Source organism: Nocardioides sp. S5-5, from assembly GCF_054954065.1.
In genome coordinates, this window is the sequence record NZ_CP199913.1 from 3,873,014 (window position 1) to 3,896,945 (window position 23,932).

The following is a 23,932-nucleotide window of genomic DNA, read 5'->3' on the forward strand; positions in this document are numbered from 1 at the left end:
CTGAACTTTGTTAGGCTGCCTGTCAAGCGAGCCCGGGAAGGAGCGGTCGTAGGGTGACGCCGATGACATTGGGACGAACCGGCCGCCAGGCGGCCGCCAGACAGGAGATCCTGCAGGCGTGCTGGGCGCTGGCCCGCGACCACGGTCTGTCCGGATTCACCATGCGGCAGATCGCCTCGGCGGTCGGCGTGCAGGCGCCGAGCCTCTACACCTACTTCGCCTCCAAGCACGCGATCTACGACGCCATGTTCGCCGAGGGCAACCTCGCCTTCCGCGATGCGATGGCCGCCGTCCCCGAGACGACGGACCGGCGCGAGCAGCTGCGCGCGGCCGCCGATGCCTTCCTGGACTTCTGCGTCGACCACCCGGTGCGCTTCCAGCTGCTGTTCCAGCGCACCCTGCCGGGCTTCGAGCCGTCGGCCGCGTCGTACGCACCCGCGCTGGAGGCCCTGGCCACGATGCGAGCCGCCTTCGCGCGCATCGAGATCACCCGCGACGACCACCTCGACCTGTGGACCGCGCTGCTCACCGGCCTGGCGTCGCAGCAGCTCGCCAACCAACCGGGCGGTGATCGCTGGGTCGGTCTCTCCGGCGCCGCCGTCGCCATGTTCGCGGCCCATCTCGACCAGGAGGCGCCCTGATGCCGACCCACCGCTGGGCACCCGGCGAGCCCGTGACCCATCACCACTGGATGGACCTGGCGCGCGAGGAGTACCGGCGCCTCGACGGGCTCCTGGCCGACCTGTCCGAGGCCGAATGGCTGACGCCGACCGGATGCGCCGGCTGGCGCGTGCGCGAGGTCGTCGCGCATCTCGCCGGCGCGGCCGCCGCCACCGCGTCCGTGCGTGAGCAGCTGCGCCAACAGCGCATCGGCGCCCGGGAGAAGGCCGAGCGCCTGCAGATCGACGCGGTCAACGACCTCCAGGTCCGCGAGCGGTCGAGCCTGACGCCCGCCGAGCTTCGCCAGCAGCTCGCCGACTCCGCAGAGCGCAGCGTCCGGGCCCGCCAGCGCACTCCGCGATGGGTACGCCGGCGGCGCTTCGGTTTTCCGCCGCCGGTGGGCAGGGCGTCGATCGGGTTCCTCAACGACGTCGTCTACACCCGCGACGCCTGGATGCACCGCATCGACGTGTGCCGTGCCACCGGTCGCCCCCTCGAGCTGACCCGCGACCACGACGCCGTCATCGCCGCCGACGCGGCATCGGCCTGGCTGAGCGCGGCCGGCGCCTCTGGCATCACGTTGACCGGGCCGGCCGGCAGCACCCTCGGCAGCACCCTCGGCAGCACCCCGGGCGGCGCCTGCGCACCCACCCTCGAGCTCGACGCCGTCGAGTTCGCCCGCGCGCTGTCGGGCCGCGTCGCGATCCCGGGCATCGCCCCCGACCTCGTCCTGTTCTGACCGGTTCCGCTCGGCCCGCGATCAGCACCTCCGGCCCGAGCCACCGGCACGCGACCAGCGCCAGCTCGAGGTCGAGCCGCTCCTCGCCGACCGGTCGCCCGCGGACCGGCTCGCGGATGGCGGGCAGGTCGCGGGCGAGGAGGGCGGCGGCGCGGCGCACCTCCCGACCGCAGGAGTACCGGATGATCGACGCCGCACTCGGCGTCGTCGAGCGCGGGAGCCGGGACGTGCGCGACTGCGTCAAGAAGCAGCCGTGGCTGCCCGACGGACCGGTGCCGCTGCGGGTCGACTGGACCGCGCCCGGGTACCGCCGCAAGGATGCCGTGTCGTGAGCACCGCAGTCATCGTGGGCAGCGGCCCGAACGGGCTCGCCGCCGCCATCCGCCTGGCCCAGGCCGGTCTCGCCGTCACCGTGGTGGAGGCGCACGACCGGCCGGGCGGTGGGGCCCGCACCAGCGAGCGCACCCTGCCGGGCCTGCTCCACGACGACTGCGCCGCCTTCCACCCCACCGGCGTCGCCTCCCCCTACTTCCGGTCACTGGGGCTGGAGCGCCACGGCCTGCGCTGGCTGTGGCCCGAGATCGACCTGGCCCACCCGCTCGACGACGGCCGGGCCGGGATCGCCACCCGGGACATGTCCCTGTCGGTCGGGTCGCTGGGCGAGGACGGTGCGCGGTGGCGGCGGATCTTCGCCCCCATCGTGCGCGACTTCGACGACCTGATCGCCGAGGTCCTCCAACCCGTCGTCCACGTCCCCCGGCACCCCCTCACCCTCGGCCGGTTCGGAGCGAAGGCACTGCTGCCGGCCACCTGGACCGCCGCGCGCTTCCGCGACGATCCGGCCCGCGCGCTGTTCATGGGCGTCGCCGCGCACGCCTTCGGCCGACTGGACACCCCGCTGAGCGGCTCGGTCGGGCTGATGCTGACCGGCACCGCCCACGCCGTCGGGTGGCCGGTCGCGGAGGGCGGCACGGAGGCGATCACCCGGGCGCTGCTGGCCGAGCTCGCGTCGTACGGCGGGCGGGTGATCACCGGCGTCCGGGTCACCTCGCTCGACGAGCTGCCCGGCCTGGTGGGCGAGGCTCCCGAGGCGGTCATGCTCGACACCGCACCGGCCGGCGTACTCGAGATCGTGGGTGAGCGGCTCCCTGCTCGGGTGCGCCGCTCCCTGCAGCGCTACTCGTACGGTCCGGCGGCGTTCAAGGTGGACCTCGCGATCGACGGCGACATCCCGTGGACGAACGCCGACTGCCGCCGCGCCGGCACCCTCCACCTCGGCGGTACGGCGGAGCAGGTCGCCGCCGTCGAGAAGGACACCGTGCGCGGCCGGATGGCCGACCGGCCGTTCGTGCTGCTCGGCCAGCAGTACCTGTGCGATCCCTCCCGCTCGTCGGGCTCCGCGAACCCCGTCTACGCCTACGCCCACGTCCCCCACGGCTACCCCGGCGACGCGACCGAGGCCGTGCTCGGGCAGATCGAGAGGTTCGCGCCCGGCTTCCGCGAGCGCGTGCTCGCCGTCGCGACCCGCGGCCCCGCGGAGTGGGAGGACTACAACGCCAACGACGTCGGGGGCGACATCTCCGCCGGCGCGAACACCGCCCGGCAGATCGTGTTCCGGCCACGCCCGGCGCTGGATCCCTACGCGTTGGGGGTGCCCGGGGTCTATCTGTGCTCGTCGGCCACGCCACCCGGCGCCGGGGTGCATGGGATGGGCGGGTTCCACGCGGCGGAGGCGGCGCTCAGCCGATTGCGCTGAGGACTCACCGACGTAACGTCATTCGTTCCGTGGGCGATCGCCCACGGAACGAATGACGTTACGTCGCCCCGGCATCCCGGATGACCACCAACGCCTTCCCGACGCGCTCCGGGTCGTCGTACGCCAACCAGGTGATCCGCGGGTCGTTGCGCCACCAGGCCAGCTGGCGGCGCGCGAACTGCCGGGTGGCGACAGCAGTCCTCTCGATCGCCTCCTCGACCGTCATCTCGCCGGCGAGCACCGCGATCGCCTGGCGGTAGCCGATCGCGAGCGCGGCGGTGCGTCCCTCCGCGAGACCCTCATCGAGGAGGCGGGAGACCTCGTCGAGCAGGCCGTCGTCGAACATCTGCCGCACCCGTACGGCGATCCGCGCGTCCAGCGTCTCGCGGTCGATGGCGACGCCGAGCTGGACGGTGTGTGGGTCGACGTGTTCCTGGACGGGAAGGCTCGCGCTGAAGGGGGCGCCGGTGATCTCGATGACCTCGAGGGCGCGGACGACGCGGCGGCCGTTCTCGACCTCGATCCGCTCGGCGGCCACCGGGTCGAGCTCGCGCAGCCGGGCATGGAGGGCCGGGCTGCCGACCTCGGCGAGCTCGGCGTCGAGCCGCTCCCGGACCGCGGGATCGGTGCCGGGGAACTCGAACCGGTCCAGGATCGCGCGCGTGTAGAGGGCCGATCCGCCGACCAGGATCGGGGTCGCGCCACGGGCCCGGAGCGAGGCGATCGTCGCGCGGGCCCAGCCCTGGAACTCCGCGACGGTGGCCGGATCGCGAACCTCGAGGGTGTCGAGCAGATGGTGCGGGATCCCCCGGCGCTCGGCGAGCGGCAGCTTCGCCGTACCGATGTCCATGCCGCGGTAGACCTGCATCGCGTCGGTGTTGACCACCTCGCCGCCCAGTGCCTCGGCGAGGTCGAGCGAGAGCGACGTCTTGCCGCTGGCCGTCGGGCCGACGATCGCGACGATCGGCGGCATGGTGGACGTTCCCGGCATGGGATTAGTGTGGCAATGACCCCTATCCGGTGGCCCACTCGGGCCAGGACCGCGAGGAGCAGACCATGGGATTCCTGGACAGGCTGAAGGGCGCCAAGGACACCGTCACCGAGAAGGTGGGCGAGGCGGTCGACAAGCACGGCGACAAGATCGAATCCGGCCTCGACAAGGCGGCGGGCTTCGTGGACGACAAGACCGGTGGGAAGTACCACGACAAGATCGAGAACGCGACCGGCAAGGCCAAGGACGCGCTCGGCAAGCTGGACGACGGCGACGAGCCGCCCACCGGAGACACCCCGCCCTCACCCTGATCCTCTAGAGTTCCGGCGGGGGCTCAAGGCGGGCCGTCGTACTGACACCTTTGGGGGTTTCTCGTGGGCTTTCTCGACGACGCCAAGGACAAGCTGACCGACGCGGTCGACAGCCAGGGCGACAAGATCGGCGACGCGGTGGACAAGGCCGCCGACTTCGCCTCCGACAAGACCGGCGGCAAGTTCGACGACAAGATCGAGCTCGGCGCCGACAAGGCCAAGGACGCCCTCGACTCGCTCGACGGCAAGAACGACGACATCAGCTGACCGGCGCAGCCGGCGGAAGCGAGCACCTCGGTGACCGTCCAGGACCCTGCGACCGGGAAGACCCGGTTCGCCGTGGTCCCCGCCTCCTACGTCTTCCTCCTGCGGGAGACCGACCCGGGAGGTACGACGGGCACCGAAGTGCTCCTCCAGCTGAGGCAGAACACCGGCTACCTGGACGGCTTCTGGGCAGCCGCCGCGGCCGGGCACGTCGAGCGCGGCGAGACCGCCGAGGTCGCCGCCCGCCGCGAGGCGCTCGAGGAGATCGCGGTCGACGACCTCGAGCTCACCTTCGCCACCACCATGCAGCGCACCGCCCACGACCTGCCGATCGACGAGCGGGTCGACTTCTTCTTCACCGCCCGGTCCTGGACCGGCGAGCCGCGGATCGTGGAGCCGGCCAAGTGCGCGGACCTGCGGTGGTTCCCGCTGTCCGCGCTCCCCCAGCCCCTCGTCCCGCACGAGGCGGCCGTCCTCGCCGGGCTGCGCCGGGGTGACCTGCCGGCGCTGACCCACCACGGGTTCTAGGGCAGTAGCCGGGTCTCCAACCGCGTCTCGACGGCGATGCCGTCATCGCCCCGCTCGACGAAGTACGCCGCCTTGCCGGCCTGCTCCGTCAGCGCCTCGACCAGCTCGGTGCCGCGGTAGTGCAGACCGACGCCGTCGTCGGTGGCGTACCCGGCCGGCAGCTTCCCCGCCGCGATCAGCTCCTGGAACAGCGGGCGCCGCTGCTCCTCGGAGTCGTAGTGGACGCCGTTGGACCAGGGCACCAGGCCGAGGCCGTTGGTGATCGGGCGCAGGTCGGGCCCGAAGGAGTCCGTGGTGCCACCGGCGTGCCAGCAGATCGAGCCGGCCGAGATCCCGGTCAGCACGACGCCCGCCTGCCACGCCTCGCGCATCGCCTCACCGACGCCGTGCAGCTCCCACATCGCCAGCAGCCCGGCGACGCTGCCGCCCCAGACCCAGATGACATCCTGGGAGAGCAGGTGCTCTCGGATGTCGTCCACGTTGGGCATCGCGAAGAGCGAGAGGTGGTTGCCGTGGAAGCCCGCCTCCTGCGCCATGTCGTAGAAGTCGCGGAGCACCGCCGGCTGGTCACCGCAGGCCGTGGCGAGGAAGCACACGCGCGGGGCCCTGCCTCCGACGCCGGCCAGGTCGACGGCGTACCTCGTCAGCGGGCCGATCGACCACTTCGTGCGCGCGCCCGGCACCACGCCACCCGAGGTGGCGACGATGGTGGGTGCGTCAGCGGCCACGTTCCTCAGCCGCAGGCCGGGGCATCGGGCAGCGGGGCGGGTACGCCGATCGACGGCATCCCGAGGCCGACGCCCTGGGGCGCCACCGGCTCGGCGGTCCTCCGCTCCCACGCGTCACCCGAGCGGGTACGACGCAGCGCGCGGACCGGGCCGTCGGCGACCAGGTGGTGCGGGGCGGCGTAGGTGACCTGGACGGTGACCATGTCGCCGGGCCGCGGCTCGCCGCCGACCTGGGAGAAGTCGGCCTCGAAGTGCACCAGCCGGTTGTCGGGGGCGCGGCCGGAGAGCCGGTGGGTGGAGGCATCCTTGCGGCCCTCCCCCTCCGCGACCATCAGCTCGAGCTCGCGGCCGACCAGCCGCTTGTTCTCGTCCCAGGTGATCTCGTTGACCAGCTCGACGAGGCGGTTGTAGCGGTCGGTGACCTCGGCCTGCGGGACCTGGTTCTCGAGCGTCGCGGCCGGGGTGCCGGGGCGCTTGGAGTACTGGAAGGTGAACGCCCCGGAGAATCTGGCCTCCCGGACGACCTTGAGGGTCTCCTGGAAGTCCTCCTCGGTCTCGCCGGGGAAGCCGACGATGATGTCGGTGGTGATCGCGGCGTCGGGCAGCGCGGCGCGGACCCGCTCGATGATCCCGAGGAACCTCTCCTGCCGGTAGGACCGGCGCATGTCCTTGAGAACCTTCGAGGAGCCGGACTGCAGCGGCATGTGCAGGCTCGGCATCACGTTCGGCGTCTCGGCCATCGCCTCGATGACGTCGTCGGTGAACTCGGCCGGGTGCGGGCTGGTGAACCGGACCCGCTCCAGGCCCTCGATCCCGCCGCACGCCCGCAGCAGCTTGGAGAACGCCTGCCGGTCGCCGAACTCGACGCCGTACGCGTTGACGTTCTGGCCCAGCAGCGTGATCTCCGAGACGCCCTCGGCGACCAGCGCCTCGATCTCGGCGAGGATCTCGCCCGGCCGGCGGTCCCTCTCCTTGCCACGCAGGCTCGGCACGATGCAGAACGTGCAGGTGTTGTTGCAGCCCACGCTCACCGACACCCAGGCGGCGTACGCCGACTCGCGCTTGGTCGGCAGCGTCGACGGGAACACGTCGAGCGACTCGAGGATCTCGACCTGCGCCTCCTGCTGGCTGCGCGCGCGGTCCAGCAGCGCCGGCAGTGAGCCGATGTTGTGGGTGCCGAACACGACGTCGACCCACGGCGCCCTCTTCACCACGGTGTCGCGGTCCTTCTGCGCCATGCAGCCGCCGACGGCGATCTGCATGCCGGGACGCTTGGCCTTGACCGGCGCGAGGTGGCCCAGGTTGCCGTAGAGCCGGTTGTCGGCGTTCTCCCGCACCGCGCAGGTGTTGAACACGACCACATCCGGATGGGTGGGCTGCTCACCCTCGGGCACTCGATCGAAGGGGAGGTAGCCGGCGTCCTCGAGGAGCCCGGAGAGGCGCTCGGAGTCGTGGACGTTCATCTGACACCCGTAGGTGCGGACCTCGTAGGTCCTCGGCTGTTCGGCGCTGCTGCTCATGACCGCTCAAGGGTACGAGCGTGGAGGTGCATCCGGGAAACCAGAGGAACGACGCACGTTCGGGCAGCGCGTCGACCACCGGCCGGGGTGCTGGGCGGACGAGCCGGGTGATGTCACATCTGAGGTCGCCATCTCGTCACCTCCTTGCACGCATGGATCGACGTGAACTGGAGGAAGACCCGATGTCTGAAGAGCCTGAGACCGAGATCTCGCTCGTTGGTCACATCCCTGAAGCTCCCCTGGTCGACGGCTCGCAGGTGTTCACCGCCGTCATCGAGATCGCACCCGGTAGCGCAGGTTCCCGGCCCCACCGTCACGCGGGGCCGGTGTTCGGCTACCTGCTCGAGGGCGAGATGCTCTTCGAGCTCGAGGGCGAGGAGCCTCGTGCGATCAAGGCGGGAGAGGCGTTCTGGGAGCCGGGCGGAGACCGGGTCCACTGGCAGGCAGCCAACCTGGTGACCGATGCGCCTACCCGATTCGTCGCCCACCTGATGTGCCCTCCGGGGGCGGACCTGTTCGCATTCCTCACACCCGAGGAGATGAAGGAACGCGACCATCTTCGCCACCCCGACGCGACGGCGTGGCGATGACCATGCGGATCTTCCTCGCAGGCGGCACCGGTGCCATCGGACGCCTCGCCGTCCCCCTGCTCCTGCAGCGTGGTCACGACGTGACCGTCATGACTCGCGACCCCGCGAAGGCGGCCCAGATCGTCTCGCCCGAAGCTACCGTGGTCGCAGGTGACGTCTTCGACTCGGTTCGAGTGACCGAGCTCGTCAGGGCCGCAGGGGCCGAGGTCGTTCTCCATCAGCTGACCGACCTGACCCAGGGTGACCCCGCAGCGAACGCACGCATCCGGGTCGATGGCTCGCGAAGCCTGGTCGACGCCGCTGTGGCAGCTGGTGCGGGTCGCATCGTCGCCCAGAGCATCGCCTGGGCATACGAGGGCGGCGAGAGCCCGGCCGACGAGTCGGTCGCTCTCGACGTCGACGCGCAGGTGGACACCCGCAGGGCATCGGTCGAGGCAGTACAGGCGCTCGAGACGGAGGCCGCACGTGTCGGCGCATCGGTCGTTCTCCGCAACGGAGTGCTCTACGGCCCCGGCACCTGGTACTGGCCTGACGGGCTCTTCGGCGAGTTCGCACGAGGCGGGCTTCTGCCGGCGACTCCGTCGGTCGCGAGCTTCGTGCATGTCGAGGACGCGGCCCGGGCCGTCGTCGAGGCCATCGAGTGGCCGAGCGGTACGTACAACATCGTCGATGATGAGCCCGCAGCCGGCACCGACTGGGTTCCGGTCTTCGCGCGAAGTGTCGGAGGCCCGGTGCCCGAGGTCAAGCAGGACCGGGATCCCTGGGCGCGAGGAGCGCTGAACGCGCGTGCCAAGGTTCTCGGATGGAAGCCCACGTGGCCGTCGTGGCGCAGCGGTTTCGTCGTCAGGTCATGAGCCTTCGTTTCAGCCGAGTCTGTTCTGCTCTCCTCGGAGTCAGTGGAGTCTTCGTCGGTGTCTGGGCGCTGTTCCTCCCCCGGGCGTTCTACGACTCCTTCCCCGGCTTCGGCCATCACTGGGTCGACGCGCTCGGCGCCTACAACGAGCACCTCGCTCGTGACGTCGGCGCGATGTACTGCGCCATGGCGGCGATGTCTCTGTGGACCGTGGCCAAGCCGAGCCGAGAGAGGTTCACGCTCGTCGGGACGGGCTGGCTGACGTTCAACACCGCACACTGCCTGTTCCACCTCCACCACCTTGCCGTGTACGACACCGCGGACCAGATCGGCAACGCGGTGCTCCTCGTCGGGGTCACCGTGCTGTCCTGCCTCCTGCTCGTCCCGAACAGGCTGATCCAGCGGTGGGCGCCACCGGCAAGCTGATGCGCGACACGTAGCACGCGCCGCCTCCTTGCGACTGCACCCCTGCGGTGCCGCTCGCTCCGGCGCCCGTCCACGGATCGAGGCTAAGGTCGGGGCATGGCTGACTCCGCTCCCCCAGGCTTCGTCGCGCGCAACAACGAGGTCATCGGCAGCGTCCTCAGCATCCTCGCGCTGCTGGTCTCGGTCGGGATGGGCGCCGGGCTGATGTTCGGCACCGACACCCGCGGGGTCTCGGCGATCCTGACCGTGCTGACGGTCGCGGGCGGCGGGTTCACGCTGCTGCTGCTCGGGCTCGGGGCGGTGCTGCGCAGCGCCACTCCCCCGGAGCAGTGGGACGAGGAGGAGGCGGCGTGGCGGGCCGAACGCGGTCTGGACCCGCTCACCGACGCCGACCGGGCCGCCTCCTCGACAGCTCAGCGCAAGGCCGGACTGCTCGCCGTCGCCGCACTGCTCGTAGGTCTGGCGCTGAGCGTGCTGCCCGACATCTTCTGACCCCGCGGGTCAGCGCTTCTTGCTGCTCACCCACAAGTTGATGGTGCCGTCGATGACCACGGTGCCGTCGGCGAGCTCGCCGCGGACTCGCACGGGCAGGTCGCCCTCAGCGGTGTCCCACTGCTCCTGATCGGTCTCGGCGATGCAGGTGACGTCACCGGTGGCCTTGGCGGTGTAGGACACGGTCATGCCCTTGGGGATCCAGCGCTTGGTGCTGGGGATCGTGGCCTCGGCGAGCCCGCCCATCGCCATCTCGAGGCCGTTGCACAGGGCGATCGCGTGGACCGTGCCGATGTGGTTCTGCACGCTGCGGCGCTTCACGATGAGCACCGAGGCGTAGTTGGGGCGCAGCTCGGTCACCCGCGGGTGGATCGAGGCGAAGTACGGCGCCTTCTGGCTGAACGCGATCGAGAACACGCGCTTGCCGAGAGTACCGCCGACCACGGGGAGGCTCGTCGTGGTCTTCCAGAGGCTGTGGACCTGGGTCATGAGCCTCAGATTACTCGTCGGTAACCTTCGGGGCGAGCCCGCTCAGTGGTTCGTGCCGACGATCACACCGTCGGGCCCGACCCCGACCTTGATCGGCAGGCCCGGCAGGTCCACCTCGACCGTCAGGCCCGGGTCGCCGTCACCGGGGACCGTGATGGTCACCGGACCGGCGCAGATCCGGCGGCCGCCGCACTCGGTCGGCTTCGACTCGGTGGTCGGTACGTCGCTCGGCGGCGTCGTCGCCGGAGCATTCGGCGCGGCACCCGGGCCGGCCGCCGGAGTGTCCTTGGTCGTGGGTGTCGCCGTCGTCGGGGCGGGCTTCGGCGTCGCCTTCTCCGCGCCGGGCGTGGCGGGGCTCGTCGCCGCGTCGGTCGGGGGGTCGCCGGCCGGCACGGTCGGCGCGGGATCCGTCGCGGACGGGTCGGCCGGGCTGCCGGCAGGGCTGTGGGCCGGGGGGTCGGCCGACAGGTCGCCGGGGGTCGCCGAGACCGACGGCCGCGATGCCGACGGCGTGCGGTCGGACGGATCCCCGCCACGGAAGGCGACGAATGCACCCACCGCCACGGCCGCCACCGCCACCGTGGCGGCCACGGCCGTCACCGGGCCACCGACGCCGGACAGTGCCCCCGAGGACGCGCCGCCCGAGGAGCCGCCGGAAGCGCCCGCGGCGGCGCCACCGGCCGCCGTGCCTCCGGCGAGCCAGAGCAGGCCCTTGCCACTCGCGGGAACGGCCAGCAGCACGATCGGCAGCACGTGGACGGCGAGCTTCTGGTTGACCCGGTCGACGACGAGGAACGCACGCTGGCACGACGCGCAGCCGTCGAGGTGGGTGCCGAACCTCTGCTCGGCGCGGGCGCCGAGGTCGCCGCGGGCGTACTGGCTCATCCGGTGGTGGACCCAGCGGCACTGCTCCCCGGCCGGCTCGGGGCCGGCGTGCAGGTCGAGGTAGGCGCGCTTGAGTCCCTCGCGGGCGCGATGCGCGAGCGAGGAGACGGCACGCGGCTTGAGGTCCATCAAGGTGGCGACCTCGGCCGGCTTGCGGCCCTCGACCTCGACGTGCCACAGCACCTTGCGCCAGCTCTCGGGGAGCGTCGCGAGCGCGTCGACGGCAACCGTCTCGTCGAGACCCTCGACCGCCTCCTCCGGGGTGACCCCACCGGTCTCGGCCTGCTCGAAGAGCCACGGCTGGTCGGAGGCGACGGACTCACGCCGCGAGCGCAGGCCGTCGCGGTAGCCGTTGCGGATGGTGACGTGGAGGTACGAGCGGAAGCTCGAGGTCGGACCGCCACCCGAGCTCAGCTGGGCGAGCACCCGCGAGAACGACTCCGCCACCAGCTCCTCGGCGGCGTCGGCACCGACCAGGATCCGGGCGAGATGGCGCGCGCCGTCGACGTGGTCGCGGTACAGCTCCTCGAACGCGCCGGTCTCGCCGGAGCGCACCCGCGCGAGCAGCTCCTGCTCCGGCGTACGGGACGCGTCCTCGCCCATCCGATCCTCTGCCATCGTTCCTGCCTGTCTCGGGAGCCGCGGACCTGCCCGCGACGCCCTATCCAACGACCGAGCGCCTCCGATGATGCATCGAATCGGAAAACTTTCTAACTCGTGGCGAAAACCGCGTGATGTTCCGCTCCGGATTCCGTCCAGTTCAGTGACAGGCCCCCGCCCGGGGCACCGCACCGACCGATCGGAGACAGATGAGCACGACGCGCTCGACCACCGCGCGCGGCGCCCGTCCGCTGCCGCCGGTCGTCGCCCTGCGCCCGCGCTCGCTCGCCCGCCGGGCCGCGGCGCTGCGGACCCACGTGCGAGGACGACGCGCGCTCGGCGTCCCCCACGAGGAGCTCTTCCTCGACGTCATCGACGACACCCTCGCCCGGACCGGTGTCGTCGCGAGCGACGACCACGACGCGTGGACCCGGCTGATCGCGCTGGTCGAGGAGCACGACGACATCTCGCACACCCTCCCGGCCTGCGCCGCCTCGGCCAACCTGGTCGGCCTCGCGCTCTTCGGCCGCGTCGAGGACCACACCGCCCTGGCCGCGCTCGCCGACGAGATGGGGCACGACCGTCTCGCCCGGCTGCAGCACCGCTACGGCACGGCGCTCGAGACCGACGATCGGCTGCCGCTGACCACCGCCGCGCTGCGACGGATGCTCGTCCCCGGTCTGGGCCGGCGGCTCGCGCGGCACCCGCGGACCGCGGCGCGCAGCGCGACCATCGACGACGCGTGCCTGCGGGCCGCGCACGCTCTGCTCGTGCAGGGCGTCGACCGGGCCTGGACCGTCCCGACGCTCGACTCCGTCGAGGAGTTCGCCGACATCGCGGCGCACGGCACCATCGCCGAGTGGCGCCACCACATCGCGATGATCATCGCGGACCCCTGGTCGCCGTACCCGAGCCGGATCATCGACCTCGCCCACCAGAACGGCGCGACGCATGCCGCGTCGGTCGTCACCACCCTCGTCGACCTGTGTCGCGAGCAGGAGCACGGAGCCGTCGGCCGGCCGCGAGCCCATCACGCGGCCCGGCGCTACCGACATCCGGGCGGCCGCGCCGCCCCATGAGCCGCCGAGGCGGCTGCAGCGCCGATCCGATCCGGCTGGGGGGCGGGAGGGAGCGGCGCGGGGTCCGAAGCATCTGGGGGGTGCTGCGGGCTCGACGACCTGGGACAGGACTGCAGCCGCCTCGGCACGCACCACACCAGGGTGGGAGCAACAGCCGCCGGGGTTCCCCGGAGGGAGGGGAATCCCGGCGGCTGCCTTCTCCTGACCTCACCTCGCCGATCAGGCCGGGATCTTGGCCACCACGAAGATCCGGCGGAACGGCAGCACCACGCCGTGGCCCTCGTCCGGGTACGCCGTCCGCAGCCGCGCCTTGAGCTCCTCCTCGAACCGGGGACGCAGATCGTCGGGCAGCGCCTGCAGGGTCGGACGGGCGCCGGTCCCCGAGATCCAGGCGAAGACCGGATCCGGCCCGTGGAGGACGTGCAGGTAGGTCGTCTCCCACGCGTCCACCTCACAGCCGAGGAGCTGCAGCGCACGCAGGTAGGCCTCCGCGCCCTGGGAGTGCGGCGCGGCGACGCCCGCCGTGTGGGCGGCGTACGGCGACTCGGCGGCGAGCTCCGCGCGCAGGGTGTGACTCGGCTCGCCATGGTTGCCCGGCACCTGGAAGGCGAGCCAGCCTCCGGGCCTGACGGCTGTTGCCAGGGCGCTCATCAGGTCGAGGTGCTCGGGCAGCCACTGCAGGGTCGCGTTGGACACGAGCACGTCGACGCCGCCACTCGGCGCGGCCGCCAGCCACTCCCTCAGGTCGGCCCTGTGGAAAGACACCCTCCTTCTGGCCGAACTGTCGGAGGCGGCACGGATCATGTCCGCACTGGAGTCGACACCGGTGATCGCCGCGGCCGGCCAGCGATCAGCGAGAAGGGAGGTGAGATTGCCAGGTCCACAACCGAGGTCGACCACGACCCGGGGATCCACGGCAGCGACTCGGCCGACGAGGTCGAGGAACGGGCGCCCGCGCTCGTCCGCGTAGGTCAGGTAGCGATCGGGGTCCCAGGTCAGGGCGACCGGGCCGAGGTCGGCGGTGCGGATCTCCACGGGGTCGACTTTACGTTGAATTTATCTTGATATCAAGATTCTCGACCGGTCGGCTATGGTGAGGCCATGCGGGACGAGGTGGACGAGCTCATCGAGGCATGGGCGCGCGAGCGCAGCGACCTCGACCTCGGGCCCGTGTCGGTGTTCAGCCGGATCTCGCGGCTGGCCCACCACGTCGACCGGGCCCGGCGACACGCGTTCACGACCCACGACATCGAGTCCTGGGAGTTCGACGTCCTGGCCGCGCTGCGGCGGGCGGGCGAGCCGTACGAGCTCTCCCCCGGCCGGCTGCTGCGCGAGACCCTCGTGACGAGCGGGACCATGACCAACCGGGTCGACCGGCTCACCACCCGGGGCCTCGTCGAGCGCCACCCCGACCCGACCGACCGGCGGGGGGTCCTGGTCCGGCTCACCCCCGACGGCAAGGACGCGGTCGACGGCGCCTTCGCCGCCCTGCTGGATGCCGAGCGCGAGCTGCTCACCGGTCTCTCGGCCGACGACCAGACCGCGCTCGCCGGCCTGCTCCGGCGGCTGCTCGTCCCGTTCGCGGGCTGATCACCGGGCTGATCGCCGGCTCCGGGCTCACTGCCGCTCCGGCAGGCTCCGGTCCCGGCTACCGGAGGAGCTCGTCTACTCGAGGAGCTCGGCGGCCTCGAGCCACTCCAGCTCGGCCAGCTCCTTCTCCTCCTGCAGCGCGGTGAGCTCGATCCCGAGCACGGTCAGCCGCTCGGGGTCGGTGGCATGGGCGGCGAGATCGGCGGTCAGCTCCGCCTCGCGGGCCGAGAGCCGCTCGAGCACCTTGTCCAGCCGGGCGACGGTCTTCTTCGCGGCGCGCTCCTCGGCCGACCCGGCCTTGGCCTTGGCCACGCCCGAGGCGGTGGCCCCGGCGGCGCCGGCCGCATCACCCGAGCCAGCCGACGGCTGTGCCGACACCGACCCGGCCGCGGCAGCCGACGCGACCGGCGACGCGACGTCGAGATGCATCGCCTGGGCGCGGCGCTCGAGGTACTCGTCCACCCCGCGCGGGAGCATCGAGATCTGCCCGTCGCCGAGCAGTGCCCAGACGGAGTCGGTGACCCGCTCGAGGAAGTACCGGTCGTGGGAGACCACGACGAGGGTGCCGGGCCAGCCGTCGAGGAAGTCCTCGAGGACGTTGAGGGTCTCGATGTCGAGGTCGTTGGTGGGCTCGTCGAGGAGCAGCACGTTCGGCTCGGTGAGCAGCAGCCGGAGCAGCTGGAAGCGGCGGCGCTCGCCACCGGAGAGGTCGCCGATGCGAGCGGTGAGCCGGTCGCCGGTGAAGCCGAAGCGCTCCAGCATCGAGGTCGCGGAGATCTGGCCGTCGAGCGTCCGGGTGACGCGGCGGATCGACTCGACGGTGGCCAGCACCCGTGCCTCGGGGTCGTCGAACTCGACGTTCTGGGACAGGTGCTGGAGGGCGACGGTGCGACCGTGACGCACCTTGCCGACCGACGGGGCGGCCTCACCGGAGAGCAGCGACAGCACCGAGGTCTTGCCGGCGCCGTTGACGCCGACCAGGCCGACCCGGTCACCGGGGCCCAGGCGCCAGGTGGCGTGCGAGAGCAGCTGGCGGGTGCCGCGGGAGAAGTCGACGTCCTCGACGTCGATGACGTCCTTGCCGAGCCGCTGGGTGGAGAAGCGCTGCAGCTCGAGCCGGTCGCGCGGCGGAGGGACGTCCTCGATGAGGGCGTTGGCCGCGTCGATGCGGAACTTCGGCTTGGAGGTGCGGGCGGGGGCGCCGCGACGCAGCCAGGCGAGCTCCTTGCGGACCAGGTTCTGCCGGCGCTGCTCGGAGGCGGCTGTCTGGCGCTGGCGCTCGGCCTTGGCGAGGACGAAGGCGGCGTACCCACCCTCGTACAGGTCGACGACCCCGTCGTGGACCTCCCAGGTCTGCTGGCACACGGCGTCGAGGAACCACCGGTCGTGGGTGACGACGACGAGGGCGGACGAGCGGGAGGCGAGGTGGGCGGCCAGCCAGGCGACCGCCTCGACGTCGAGGTGGTTGGTGGGCTCGTCGAGCACGATCAGGTCGTGGTCGCCGAGCAGCAGCCCCGCGAGGGCGCAGCGGCGGCGCTCGCCGCCGGACAGGCCGTGGACGGCGCGGTCGAGGTCGACGCCGGCGAGGAGTACGTCGACGATCTCGCGCAGCCGGGCATCGGCCGCCCACTCGTGGTCGGCCTTGCCCTGGAGCACGACCTCGCGCACGGTGTGGGCGTCGTCGAAGTCGTCCTGCTGGGCGAGCACGCCGAGCAGGAGGCCACGCTGGCGCGAGACCCGGCCCTCGTCGGGCTCCTCCGTGCCGGTCATGAGCCGCAGCAGGGTGGTCTTGCCGTCGCCGTTGCGGCCCACGATGCCGATCCGCTCACCGGCACCGATGCCGAGGGAGACGTCGGTGAGCAGCGGACGGATGCCGTACGACTTGGAGACCCGCTCGAGGTTGAGGAGGGACCGAGGCTCAGGCATAGGTCACCACGTGGGCACCGGCGACGGGGCCGGGGGCGAGGGTGCAGCGGTGGCCCTGGGCGGTGAGCTCGGCGACGGTGGTGCGCGCCTCCTCGACGTCCTCGTGGAGCACCAGCAGGGTGGGGCCGGAGCCGGAGAGGAGCACGCCGTCGGGCGCCATGCTGCGCAGCCGGACCTCGACGTCGACCAGGTCGGGACGCAGGTCGCGGGCGGCGGGCCACAGGTCGTTGGCGAGCAGGTCGCCGATCTCGTCGGTGTAGCCGGCGCCGAGCGCGGCGATCAGGTCGTCGGGGATCGGGGGCTCGGCGGGCGCGTCGGGCGAGAGCTCGTCGAAGTGGCCGTAGACCGCGGGCGTGGACAGGCCCTCGTCGGAGAGGACGACGACCCACCACACCGAGCTGGCGTCGGCGACCGGGGTGACGATCTCGCCGTGACCCGTGCCGAGGGCCGTGCCGCCGAGCAGCGCGAAGGGTACGTCGCTCCCGAGCGTCCCGGCGATGCGGAGCAGGTCGTCGTCGGAGGTCTGCAGGTCCCAGAGCCGGTCGAGGGCGAGCAGGGTCGCGGCGGCGTCGGCGGAGCCGCCGGCCATGCCGCCCATCACCGGGATGCCCTTGGCGATGGTGATCCGCGCGGCGCGGTCCAGACCGTGGTGAGCGATGAGGGCACGGCCGGCGCGGACGGCGATGTTGGCACCGTCGAGCGGTACGCCGTCGACGGCCTCGGTCAGCCCGACCGCCCACGCATCGGCGTCGACGACGGTGACGTCGTCGTACAGCCCGACGGCCTGGTAGACCGTCGCGAGGGCGTGCTTGCCGTCCGGTCGCAGCCCGCCGACTCCGAGGTGGAGGTTGATCTTGGCGGGTGCCCGGACCGTCACCTGTGTCATGAATCGCCCTTCGGGCCGTCGGCCGTCGCGTGGAGGGCGACCGTGATCGCCACGAACTCGTCGATCCCGAGTGCCTCGCCGCGGGTCAGCGGGTCGATGCCCGCCGTTCGCAGCGCGGCTTCCGCCTGCTCGGCGCCACCGGCGAGGGTGCGCAGCGCGCCGCGCAGCATCTTGCGCCGCTGCGCGAACGCGGCGTCGATCACCGCGAACACCTGCTCCCGCGTCACCGCGTCGGTCGGCGGCGCGTGGTGGGTCCAGGCGACCAGGCCGGAGTCGACGTTGGGTGCGGGCCAGAAGACGTTGCGGCCGATCGCGCCGGCTCGGCGTACGTCGGCGAACCAGGCCGCCTTCGCCGAGGGGACGCCGTACGTCTTCGATCCCGGGGGCGCCGCCAGTCGGTCGGCGACCTCGGCCTGCACCATGACCAGGCCGTGCTGGAGCGAGGGCAGCAACGCCATCAGGTGCAGCAGCACCGGAACAGAGACGTTGTAGGGCAGGTTGGCGACCAGCGCCTGCGGCGGCGGACCGGGGATCTCGGTGACGCTCAGCGCGTCGGCGAGCACCACCCGGAACCGCTCGGCCTGTCCGGGCGCGTGGGCCCGGACCGTCGCCGGCAGCTCGTCGGCGAGCAGCGGGTCGATCTCGACGGCGGTCACCTCGGCGCCGACCTCGAGCAGCGCCAGGGTCAGCGACCCCAGCCCGGGACCGACCTCGAGGACGACCTCACCGTCGGTCACACCGGACTCGCGGACGATCCGGCGCACCGTGTTGGCGTCGATGACGAAGTTCTGGCCGCGCTGCTTGGTCGGACGTACGCCCAGCCGCGCGGCGAGCTCTCGAACCTCCGCCGGGCCCAGTAGCCGCGGCGCGGAGGTCTCAGGCATGGGGTCAGGCTATCGGTCTACCGAGGCAGGCCGAGCTTCGCGGCGCAGGCCGGCCACGCGCCGTACCCGCCCGAGGCGTCGCGGACCCGGGTGGCGACCCGGATCTGCTCCTCGCGGGAGGCCTGGTGGGGGTAGCCGGAGCCGCCGTTGGCGCGCCAGGTGCCGAGGTTGAACTGGAGGCCGCCGTAGTAGCCGTTGCCGGTGTTGATGTGCCAGTTGCCGCCGGCCTCACACTGGGCGAGACGGTCCCAGACCGTGTTGCCGGACTCGATGACGGGCTTGGTGCCGATCTTGACGACCTCGGGCGTCGGCTCGGCGGTGACGGTGGCGGTGAGGACGACGCGGCGCACGACCTTGCCGTTGCGGACGGTCACCTTGTAAGTGACGTCGCGGGCGCCGGGGACGCCCTCGGTGACGACCTTGGTCTGGCCCTGGTACATCGAGTCGTCGGAGACCTTCTCGACCGGCGCCTTCACGACCTCGCCGGTCACCGAGCGCTCGCGCTTCTCGATGTCGGTGAAGATGATCTTGTCGCCGTCGGCGATCGCGGCGTCGCGGGCCGGGCGCACCTTGTCGTACACGTCGAGCTCGACGCCGACCTCGGCCAGGGCGTCCGCGACGGTCAGGGCGGGCACCTCACGGGTGACCGGCTTCTGGCCGGCGAGCACGAAGGTGAGCTGCTTGGGCGTGACGACGTCGATCTCCGCGCCCCCGCGGTCGATGTCGGCGCCACGGCTGGTGGAGAGCCGGCTGTCGGCGTACGCCCCATCAGCACCCGAGCCGATCGCTGCGCCGATCTCTCGGAGCGCGCCCTCGACGTCGGTCGCCGTCACCCAGTGGGTGCTGGTGACGCCGTCGACGGTCAGCTCGACCGGCCGGCTGAACCGTACGGCGATCCGGTCGCCCGCCTCGACCGACGAGTCCACGCTGGGCTGGACGACGTCCTTGTCGGACACCTCGATGCCCTCGTCGCGCAGCACGTCGCCGACGGTGTCACCCATCGTGGAGACGGTGCGCTCCTTGCCGTCGACCGACAGCCGGACCTCGGTGGTCATCGAGGAGTAGCCCCAGGTGACCGCGGACACCGCCAGCACGACGGCGGCGACGGTGAGGGTGAGGACCTTGCGGCTGTGGGCCAGGCGAAGGAGGTGGCCGGTGAGGTGCGTGGGTCGCACAGTGCTCCGAACGTCGTGCTCTCCGGGCCTCGGGCAGCCAGCTCGCCCCAGGGGAGAACTGGCCGGTGAACCTGCGAGAACTGCGTCCCGATCCCGGCCGTCAGTCACCCACCAGAACAGGGGCGCGCGGCGAATCGCAACTTGGCGAGGGTCCTCACGACTGACCCGCGTGACCTGTTTCACCCCGTGATCGCCCCACCAGCCCCACCCGTCACCGTGGCAGGAAGGTCCTACCAGGACCCGCCGAACGCCGCCTCCGTGTTGGCGTCGATCGCCGCGCACAGCTCCGCCAGGTCCTCGCCCCGCTCGGCCGCCATGGCGCGCACCGTCAGCGGGACGAGGTACGACGCGTTGGCGCGACCGCGGTACGGCACCGGCGTGAGGTACGGCGCGTCGGTCTCGACGAGGACCCGGTCGCGGGGCGTGGTCCGCAGCGCCTCGCGCAGCGGCTCGGCGTTCTTGAACGTGACCGTCCCCGCGAACGAGAGGTACGCGCCGCGGTCCAGGCACGCGCGGGCGAAGCCGGCGTCGCCGGAGAAGCAGTGCATCACCCAGCGCTCGGGCGCGCCCTCGCCGTCGATCGCCTCGAGCACCTCGTCGTGGGTCTCCCGGTCGTGGATGACCAGCGTCTTGCCGAGCCGCCGGGCGATGTCGATGTGCCGGCGGAAGGACTCGACCTGCGCGGCCCGCCCGTCCTCGCCGGTCCGGAACGCGTCGAGCCCGGTCTCCCCCACCGCCCGCACCTTCGGGTGGGCGCCGGCGAGCTGCTCGATCTCCTCCCACGCGGCCTCCAGGGCGGCCCGGCCGCCCTCGGCGAGGATCCGGGGCGCCTCGTTGGGGTGCAGGGCGACGCCGGCGACCAGCTCGGCGTGCTCGGCCGCCGCCGCGACGGCCCAACGCGCGCCGGGGAGGTCGCAGCCGATCTGCACGATGCGTCGTACGCCGACCGCCACCGCCGCGTCGATCGCCTCCCGCGCATCCCACGGCTGGGCACCGCGGCCCTCGCGGCTGATGTCGAGGTGGCAGTGGTTGTCAACGACCGGGTGCGGCAGCGGCTCCGGGACCGGCGGACGCTCGTCGCTCACGACGCGATGGAGCGCACGCGGTCGAGGATCGCCTCGGCCAGCGCCTCGGGCGCCTGGGTCGGGATCCAGTGCGAGACACCCGCGAGGGGCACGAAGCGGTACGGAGCGTCGACCCAGTCGCCGGCGTGCTCGGCGCCCCAGCGGGCGAGCGCGACGTCCTGGTCGCTCCACACCATGGTGGTCGGCACGCTCACCCGGCGGCGCATCAGGCGCGGATCGCCCAGCGGCAGGGCGCGGTACCAGTTGAGCGCGGTCGGCAGGGCGCCGTCCTCGACGATCTCGGTGCGGAACCGGGCCACGTCGTCGGCGGTGAAGCCGGCTCCGCGCAGCTGGCGCGCCCCGAGGTCGCCGGTCCGGCTGAGCACCAGCTCGGGGAGGCGTGGGAGCTGGAAGGCCAGCATGTACCAGGACTTCAGCAGCTGCTCGGAGTGGAGCATCGAGCTCAGGAACGCCTGCGGGTGCGGCACCGAGACCGCGGTCAAGGAGGCGACCCGGTCGGGGTGGTGGCCGGCCACCAGCCAGGCCGGGATCGCGCCCCAGTCGTGGCCGACGACGTGTGCCTTGCCCGTCGGACCGGTCGCGGCGTCGACCAGCGCGAGGACGTCGCCCATCAGCTCGCCGCCGCGGTAGTCGCGCCGGCGACGCGGCCGGGCACCGCGGGAGTAGCCGCGCTGGTCCATCGCGACGGTGCGGTAGCCCGCCTCGTTCAACAGCGGCGCGACGAACCGCCACGAGGTCGAGCGCTCCGGGAACCCGTGCAGCAGGACGACGACCTCGCCCTCGCGCGGGCCCTCGTCGAGGACGTCGAAGACCAGTCCGTCGCGGGTCAGGGTCGTCAGCTCAGCCATCGATGTGCACCACCTGGTAGACGTCGCGTTTGGGGAGTCCAGCCTGACCGGCCACCACGGCGATGGCCTCCTTGCGTCGCATGCCGGACTCCTCGAGACCGGCGACCGCGGCCCGCAGGCTGTCGGGATCGGTCGCGATGCCGGCGCCGGGGGTGGCTCCGGTGACCACGATGGTGACCTCGCCGCGCACTCCCTCGGCAGCCCAGTCGACGAGAGCGGCGAGCCCGTCTCGCCGTACCTCCTCGTGGGTCTTGGTCAGCTCCCGGCACACGGCAGCGGCCCGGTCGGCGCCGAAGGCGTCCCGCATCGCCTCCAGCGCGGCCTGGGTGCGGTGCGGCGCCTCGAAGAAGACCATGGTGCGCTGCTCGGTCGCGAGGTCCGCGAGCCGGCGCGCGCGCTCCCCCGCCTTGCGCGGCAAGAAGCCCTCGAAGCAGAACCGGTCGACCGGCAGGCCGGAGACGGCGAGAGCGGTGAGCACCGCCGAGGGGCCGGGTACGGCGGTCACCCGGATCCCCGCCTCGACCGCGGCCGCCACCAGCCGGTAGCCCGGGTCGGACACGCTGGGCATGCCGGCGTCGGTCACCAGGACCACCCGCTCGCCGTTCGCCAGCGCCTCGACCAGCGTCGGCGTCCGGGCGGCCTCGTTGCCCTCGAAGTACGACACGACCCGTCCGGACAGCTCGATCCCGAGGTCCGTGACCAGGCGGCGCAGCCGGCGGGTGTCCTCCGCGGCGACCACGTCGGCGGCGGCCAACTCCTCGGCCAGCCGGGGCGGCGCGTCGCCGACCTGGCCGATCGGCGTACCCGCCAACACCAGGACTCCAGTCACGTCCCGATCCTTGCAGATGGGCCACGTAGGGTTGCCCCCCGTGACCGTCGTCGGCCTCTCCCGCACCGCGCTCGGCCGCCGGGTGCCGCTGGCCGTCGAGCGCGCCGTCAGCCCGATCCGCCGGCTGTCGGGACAGCAGCGGCTGGTCGGCTGGCTGGGGCCGATCGGGCTCACCCTGCTGGCGTTCGCCCTGCGCCTGGTGGGCCTCGGCAACCCGCACCGGTTCGCCTTCGACGAGACGTACTACGCCAAGGACGCCTGGTCGCTGCTCAACAACGGCTACATCGAGACCTACCTGTCCGATGTCGACGGCAACACCAAGACCGACATCAACGCCGACATCCTCGCCGGGCACACCCAGAACGTGTGGACCGGCGACCCGTCGCTCGCCGTCCACCCGGACGTCGGCAAGTGGCTGATCGCGCTGGGCGAGAAGGCCTTCGGGATGGACCCCTTCGGCTGGCGGATCGCGTCGGCCGTCGCGGGCGCGCTGATGGTGCTGGTCATGTGCCGGCTCGTACGACGGATGACCGGCTCGACCATGCTCGGCTGCGTCGCCGGCACCCTGCTCATGCTCGACGGGCTGCACTTCGTGCTCTCCCGGCTGGCGCTGCTGGACATCTTCCTCGCCCTGTTCCTGCTGTGCGCCGTCTCCTGCCTGGTCGCCGACCGTGACTGGCACCGGGCCAGGCTGGCGAGCCGGGCTCGTCGTACGGACGAGGGCGTCGCGCTGACCGGCTGGGGCCCTCGGATCCTGTTCCGGCCGTGGCTGCTGGCGGCCGGCGTCTGCTTCGGCCTGGCGGCGGGAACCAAGTGGACGGCGGCGTTCCCCCTCGGCGCTCTGGGCCTGCTGTGCTGGGTGTGGAGTGCCGGCGCTCGGCGCTCGCTCGGCATCCGCTGGGCACTGGTCAAGGGCGCGATCGCCGACGGGATCCCCGCCTTCCTCTCCCTGGTCGTGGTGGCACTGCTGGTCTACATCGGCACCTGGGGCGGCTGGCTGGCGCACGCCCAGGAGTACGAGGAGCACCTCAGCTCGACGCAGTACCGCCAGTACACCGGGCACGGGCACTGCGAGAAGGACGCCGACTCCGACGACCAGCACTACGTCGCCGACGACCTCGACACGTCCAAGAGGTGGCCCACCGCGACCGAGAAGGACGCGACCGGTCCGGGTGAGGCGTGGCAGTCGCTGCGCTCGCTGTGGTACTACCACCAGGACGTCTACACCTTCCACTCCCACTTCCTGAACTGCTCCACCCACTTCTACGAGTCCAAGCCGTCGAGCTGGCTGCTCATCAACCGGCCCGTGGGCGTCGCGGTCACCAACGACATCTCCCCCGACACCCCCGGCTGCGACGCGCCCCCCGACAGCGACTGCATCAAGCAGGTGCTGCTGCTCCCCACCCCGGTGCTGTGGTGGGGCGGCGTCCTGGCCCTGATCTTCGCGGTGGTGATGTGGGTCGGCGCCCGGGACTGGCGCTACGGCCTCGCCGTCGTCGGCGCGCTGTCGACCTGGCTGCCGTGGATGATGTACGACGACCGGCCGATCTTCCTGTTCTACGCCATCGCGATCCTGCCGTTCACGATCATCGCGATCACCCTCACGATCGGGACCCTGATCGGGCCCTCCCGCGCGCCCTCGCCCCGGCGTACGGCGGGTGTCGTGGTGAGCGGGGCGTTCGTCGTGCTGACCCTGGTGAACTTCGCCTGGTTCTGGCCGATCTGGACCAACCAGATGCTGACCCACAGCGAGTGGCTGGACCGGATCTGGTTCTCCCGCTGGGTCTGACTGCTCGCG

27 protein-coding genes are annotated in these 23,932 nt (G+C 72.2%); 14 read left to right on the plus strand and 13 right to left on the minus strand.

Going from position 1 to position 23,932, the window contains the following annotated elements:
• Positions 1-62 precede the first annotated feature (62 nt).
• The 4 genes from ACUP6Y_RS18660 (at position 63) to ACUP6Y_RS18675 (ending at position 3,155) form a co-directional block, all read left to right on the plus strand.
• A complete protein-coding gene (locus ACUP6Y_RS18660) occupies positions 63-641 on the plus strand; it encodes a TetR/AcrR family transcriptional regulator (protein ID WP_462552348.1) in 579 nt (192 codons plus the stop codon).
• The gene (locus ACUP6Y_RS18665; RefSeq protein WP_462552349.1) at positions 641-1,399 is read left to right on the plus strand and encodes a maleylpyruvate isomerase family mycothiol-dependent enzyme; all 759 of its coding nucleotides are present in this window, start codon (positions 641-643) and stop codon (positions 1,397-1,399) included. Before ACUP6Y_RS18660 ends, ACUP6Y_RS18665 begins: the two co-directional genes overlap by 1 nt.
• Positions 1,400-1,515: 116 nt before the next feature.
• Positions 1,516-1,731 (plus strand): DUF3556 domain-containing protein, encoded by a 216-nt coding sequence (locus ACUP6Y_RS18670; RefSeq protein WP_462552350.1) that lies wholly within the window; start codon positions 1,516-1,518, stop codon positions 1,729-1,731.
• Positions 1,728-3,155, plus strand: coding sequence for a phytoene desaturase family protein (locus ACUP6Y_RS18675; protein WP_462552351.1), 1,428 nt, complete (start codon positions 1,728-1,730; stop codon positions 3,153-3,155). The genes ACUP6Y_RS18670 and ACUP6Y_RS18675 overlap by 4 nt, the downstream gene beginning before the upstream one ends.
• 58 nt (positions 3,156-3,213) lie before the next feature.
• On the opposite strand, the gene miaA is transcribed toward ACUP6Y_RS18675, so the two are convergent.
• Positions 3,214-4,146, minus strand: a complete 933-nt coding sequence (gene miaA, locus ACUP6Y_RS18680; RefSeq protein WP_462552352.1) for a tRNA (adenosine(37)-N6)-dimethylallyltransferase MiaA — start codon at positions 4,144-4,146, stop codon at positions 3,214-3,216.
• 65 nt (positions 4,147-4,211) lie between these two features.
• Here miaA and ACUP6Y_RS18685 point away from each other — a divergent pair, with 65 nt between their 5' ends.
• The 3 genes from ACUP6Y_RS18685 (at position 4,212) to ACUP6Y_RS18695 (ending at position 5,249) form a co-directional block, all read left to right on the plus strand.
• The gene (locus ACUP6Y_RS18685; RefSeq protein WP_462552353.1) at positions 4,212-4,457 is read left to right on the plus strand and encodes an antitoxin; all 246 of its coding nucleotides are present in this window, start codon (positions 4,212-4,214) and stop codon (positions 4,455-4,457) included.
• Between the two features lie 63 nt (positions 4,458-4,520).
• A complete protein-coding gene (locus ACUP6Y_RS18690) occupies positions 4,521-4,724 on the plus strand; it encodes an antitoxin (RefSeq protein ID WP_308087313.1) in 204 nt (67 codons plus the stop codon).
• Between the two features lie 30 nt (positions 4,725-4,754).
• Positions 4,755-5,249, plus strand: coding sequence for an NUDIX hydrolase (locus ACUP6Y_RS18695; RefSeq protein WP_462552354.1), 495 nt, complete (start codon positions 4,755-4,757; stop codon positions 5,247-5,249).
• On the opposite strand, the gene ACUP6Y_RS18700 is transcribed toward ACUP6Y_RS18695, so the two are convergent.
• On the minus strand, positions 5,246-5,977 hold the full coding sequence (locus ACUP6Y_RS18700; protein ID WP_462552355.1) for a Type 1 glutamine amidotransferase-like domain-containing protein: 732 nt from the start codon (positions 5,975-5,977) through the stop codon (positions 5,246-5,248). The genes ACUP6Y_RS18695 and ACUP6Y_RS18700 overlap by 4 nt on opposite strands.
• A gap of 5 nt (positions 5,978-5,982) precedes the next feature.
• Positions 5,983-7,497 carry a tRNA (N6-isopentenyl adenosine(37)-C2)-methylthiotransferase MiaB gene (gene miaB, locus ACUP6Y_RS18705; RefSeq protein WP_462552356.1) on the minus strand — a complete coding sequence of 505 codons (1,515 nt, stop codon included), beginning with the start codon at positions 7,495-7,497 and terminating at the stop codon, positions 5,983-5,985.
• A 20-nt stretch (positions 7,498-7,517) separates the two neighbouring features.
• On the opposite strand from miaB, the gene ACUP6Y_RS18710 reads away from it, so the two are divergent.
• The 4 genes from ACUP6Y_RS18710 (at position 7,518) to ACUP6Y_RS18725 (ending at position 9,858) form a co-directional block, all read left to right on the plus strand.
• The gene (locus ACUP6Y_RS18710) at positions 7,518-8,087 is read left to right on the plus strand and encodes a cupin domain-containing protein (protein WP_462552357.1); all 570 of its coding nucleotides are present in this window, start codon (positions 7,518-7,520) and stop codon (positions 8,085-8,087) included.
• Complete coding sequence (locus tag ACUP6Y_RS18715; protein ID WP_462552358.1) at positions 8,084-8,941, plus strand: NAD-dependent epimerase/dehydratase family protein; 858 nt, start codon at positions 8,084-8,086, stop codon at positions 8,939-8,941. The genes ACUP6Y_RS18710 and ACUP6Y_RS18715 overlap by 4 nt, the downstream gene beginning before the upstream one ends.
• Positions 8,938-9,366 carry a hypothetical protein gene (locus ACUP6Y_RS18720; protein ID WP_462552359.1) on the plus strand — a complete coding sequence of 143 codons (429 nt, stop codon included), beginning with the start codon at positions 8,938-8,940 and terminating at the stop codon, positions 9,364-9,366. Before ACUP6Y_RS18715 ends, ACUP6Y_RS18720 begins: the two co-directional genes overlap by 4 nt.
• Positions 9,367-9,462: 96 nt before the next feature.
• Positions 9,463-9,858 carry a hypothetical protein gene (locus ACUP6Y_RS18725; RefSeq protein ID WP_462552360.1) on the plus strand — a complete coding sequence of 132 codons (396 nt, stop codon included), beginning with the start codon at positions 9,463-9,465 and terminating at the stop codon, positions 9,856-9,858.
• A 9-nt stretch (positions 9,859-9,867) separates the two neighbouring features.
• On the opposite strand, the gene ACUP6Y_RS18730 is transcribed toward ACUP6Y_RS18725, so the two are convergent.
• Positions 9,868-10,347: a hotdog fold domain-containing protein gene (locus ACUP6Y_RS18730; protein WP_462552361.1), complete on the minus strand. Its 480-nt coding sequence runs from the start codon at positions 10,345-10,347 to the stop codon at positions 9,868-9,870.
• Between the two features lie 42 nt (positions 10,348-10,389).
• The gene (locus ACUP6Y_RS18735; protein WP_462552362.1) at positions 10,390-11,850 is read right to left on the minus strand and encodes a sigma-70 family RNA polymerase sigma factor; all 1,461 of its coding nucleotides are present in this window, start codon (positions 11,848-11,850) and stop codon (positions 10,390-10,392) included.
• 191 nt (positions 11,851-12,041) lie between these two features.
• On the opposite strand from ACUP6Y_RS18735, the gene ACUP6Y_RS18740 reads away from it, so the two are divergent.
• A complete protein-coding gene (locus tag ACUP6Y_RS18740; protein WP_462552363.1) occupies positions 12,042-12,911 on the plus strand; it encodes a hypothetical protein in 870 nt (289 codons plus the stop codon).
• Between the two features lie 219 nt (positions 12,912-13,130).
• Here the strand turns inward: ACUP6Y_RS18740 and ACUP6Y_RS18745 are convergent, their stop codons facing one another.
• Positions 13,131-13,946, minus strand: a complete 816-nt coding sequence (locus ACUP6Y_RS18745; protein ID WP_462552364.1) for a methyltransferase domain-containing protein — start codon at positions 13,944-13,946, stop codon at positions 13,131-13,133.
• A 66-nt stretch (positions 13,947-14,012) separates the two neighbouring features.
• Here ACUP6Y_RS18745 and ACUP6Y_RS18750 point away from each other — a divergent pair, with 66 nt between their 5' ends.
• Complete coding sequence (locus tag ACUP6Y_RS18750; RefSeq protein ID WP_462552365.1) at positions 14,013-14,501, plus strand: MarR family winged helix-turn-helix transcriptional regulator; 489 nt, start codon at positions 14,013-14,015, stop codon at positions 14,499-14,501.
• 75 nt (positions 14,502-14,576) lie between these two features.
• Here the strand turns inward: ACUP6Y_RS18750 and ACUP6Y_RS18755 are convergent, their stop codons facing one another.
• The 7 genes from ACUP6Y_RS18755 to rsmI form a co-directional block, all read right to left on the minus strand.
• Complete coding sequence (locus tag ACUP6Y_RS18755) at positions 14,577-16,427, minus strand: ABC-F family ATP-binding cassette domain-containing protein (protein WP_462552366.1); 1,851 nt, start codon at positions 16,425-16,427, stop codon at positions 14,577-14,579.
• Positions 16,420-17,313 carry a 4-(cytidine 5'-diphospho)-2-C-methyl-D-erythritol kinase gene (locus ACUP6Y_RS18760; RefSeq protein ID WP_462552367.1) on the minus strand — a complete coding sequence of 298 codons (894 nt, stop codon included), beginning with the start codon at positions 17,311-17,313 and terminating at the stop codon, positions 16,420-16,422. The genes ACUP6Y_RS18755 and ACUP6Y_RS18760 overlap by 8 nt, the downstream gene beginning before the upstream one ends.
• Entirely contained in the window at positions 17,310-18,197 is an 888-nt protein-coding gene (gene rsmA, locus ACUP6Y_RS18765) for a 16S rRNA (adenine(1518)-N(6)/adenine(1519)-N(6))-dimethyltransferase RsmA (protein ID WP_462552368.1), read from the minus strand. Before rsmA ends, ACUP6Y_RS18760 begins: the two co-directional genes overlap by 4 nt.
• Positions 18,198-18,214: 17 nt before the next feature.
• Entirely contained in the window at positions 18,215-19,372 is a 1,158-nt protein-coding gene (locus tag ACUP6Y_RS18770) for a transglycosylase family protein (protein ID WP_462552369.1), read from the minus strand.
• Between the two features lie 230 nt (positions 19,373-19,602).
• Positions 19,603-20,457: a TatD family hydrolase gene (locus ACUP6Y_RS18775; RefSeq protein WP_462552370.1), complete on the minus strand. Its 855-nt coding sequence runs from the start codon at positions 20,455-20,457 to the stop codon at positions 19,603-19,605.
• The gene (locus ACUP6Y_RS18780; RefSeq protein WP_462552371.1) at positions 20,454-21,305 is read right to left on the minus strand and encodes an alpha/beta fold hydrolase; all 852 of its coding nucleotides are present in this window, start codon (positions 21,303-21,305) and stop codon (positions 20,454-20,456) included. The genes ACUP6Y_RS18775 and ACUP6Y_RS18780 overlap by 4 nt, the downstream gene beginning before the upstream one ends.
• The gene (gene rsmI, locus ACUP6Y_RS18785; RefSeq protein ID WP_462552372.1) at positions 21,298-22,134 is read right to left on the minus strand and encodes a 16S rRNA (cytidine(1402)-2'-O)-methyltransferase; all 837 of its coding nucleotides are present in this window, start codon (positions 22,132-22,134) and stop codon (positions 21,298-21,300) included. Before rsmI ends, ACUP6Y_RS18780 begins: the two co-directional genes overlap by 8 nt.
• Before the next feature lie 40 nt (positions 22,135-22,174).
• Here rsmI and ACUP6Y_RS18790 point away from each other — a divergent pair, with 40 nt between their 5' ends.
• Positions 22,175-23,923: a dolichyl-phosphate-mannose--protein mannosyltransferase gene (locus ACUP6Y_RS18790; protein WP_462552373.1), complete on the plus strand. Its 1,749-nt coding sequence runs from the start codon at positions 22,175-22,177 to the stop codon at positions 23,921-23,923.
• Positions 23,924-23,932: the final 9 nt, after the last annotated feature.

Bases quoted from the DNA above. Each gene is read 5' to 3' on its own strand.
- rsmA (WP_462552368.1), bottom strand. From the start codon at position 18,197: ATGCCTGAGACCTCCGCGCCGCGGCTACTGGGCCCGGCGGAGGTTCGA.
- ACUP6Y_RS18670 (WP_462552350.1), top strand. From the start codon at position 1,516: ATGGCGGGCAGGTCGCGGGCGAGGAGGGCGGCGGCGCGGCGCACCTCC.
- ACUP6Y_RS18755 (WP_462552366.1), bottom strand. From the start codon at position 16,427: ATGCCTGAGCCTCGGTCCCTCCTCAACCTCGAGCGGGTCTCCAAGTCG.
- ACUP6Y_RS18730 (WP_462552361.1), bottom strand. From the start codon at position 10,347: ATGACCCAGGTCCACAGCCTCTGGAAGACCACGACGAGCCTCCCCGTG.
- ACUP6Y_RS18660 (WP_462552348.1), top strand. From the start codon at position 63: ATGACATTGGGACGAACCGGCCGCCAGGCGGCCGCCAGACAGGAGATC.
- ACUP6Y_RS18665 (WP_462552349.1), top strand. From the start codon at position 641: ATGCCGACCCACCGCTGGGCACCCGGCGAGCCCGTGACCCATCACCAC.
- ACUP6Y_RS18780 (WP_462552371.1), bottom strand. From the start codon at position 21,305: ATGGCTGAGCTGACGACCCTGACCCGCGACGGACTGGTCTTCGACGTC.
- ACUP6Y_RS18760 (WP_462552367.1), bottom strand. From the start codon at position 17,313: ATGACACAGGTGACGGTCCGGGCACCCGCCAAGATCAACCTCCACCTC.
- ACUP6Y_RS18715 (WP_462552358.1), top strand. From the start codon at position 8,084: ATGACCATGCGGATCTTCCTCGCAGGCGGCACCGGTGCCATCGGACGC.
- ACUP6Y_RS18735 (WP_462552362.1), bottom strand. From the start codon at position 11,850: ATGGCAGAGGATCGGATGGGCGAGGACGCGTCCCGTACGCCGGAGCAG.
- ACUP6Y_RS18750 (WP_462552365.1), top strand. From the start codon at position 14,013: ATGCGGGACGAGGTGGACGAGCTCATCGAGGCATGGGCGCGCGAGCGC.
- ACUP6Y_RS18720 (WP_462552359.1), top strand. From the start codon at position 8,938: ATGAGCCTTCGTTTCAGCCGAGTCTGTTCTGCTCTCCTCGGAGTCAGT.
- ACUP6Y_RS18685 (WP_462552353.1), top strand. From the start codon at position 4,212: ATGGGATTCCTGGACAGGCTGAAGGGCGCCAAGGACACCGTCACCGAG.
- miaA (WP_462552352.1), bottom strand. From the start codon at position 4,146: ATGCCGGGAACGTCCACCATGCCGCCGATCGTCGCGATCGTCGGCCCG.
- miaB (WP_462552356.1), bottom strand. From the start codon at position 7,497: ATGAGCAGCAGCGCCGAACAGCCGAGGACCTACGAGGTCCGCACCTAC.
- ACUP6Y_RS18740 (WP_462552363.1), top strand. From the start codon at position 12,042: ATGAGCACGACGCGCTCGACCACCGCGCGCGGCGCCCGTCCGCTGCCG.
- ACUP6Y_RS18725 (WP_462552360.1), top strand. From the start codon at position 9,463: ATGGCTGACTCCGCTCCCCCAGGCTTCGTCGCGCGCAACAACGAGGTC.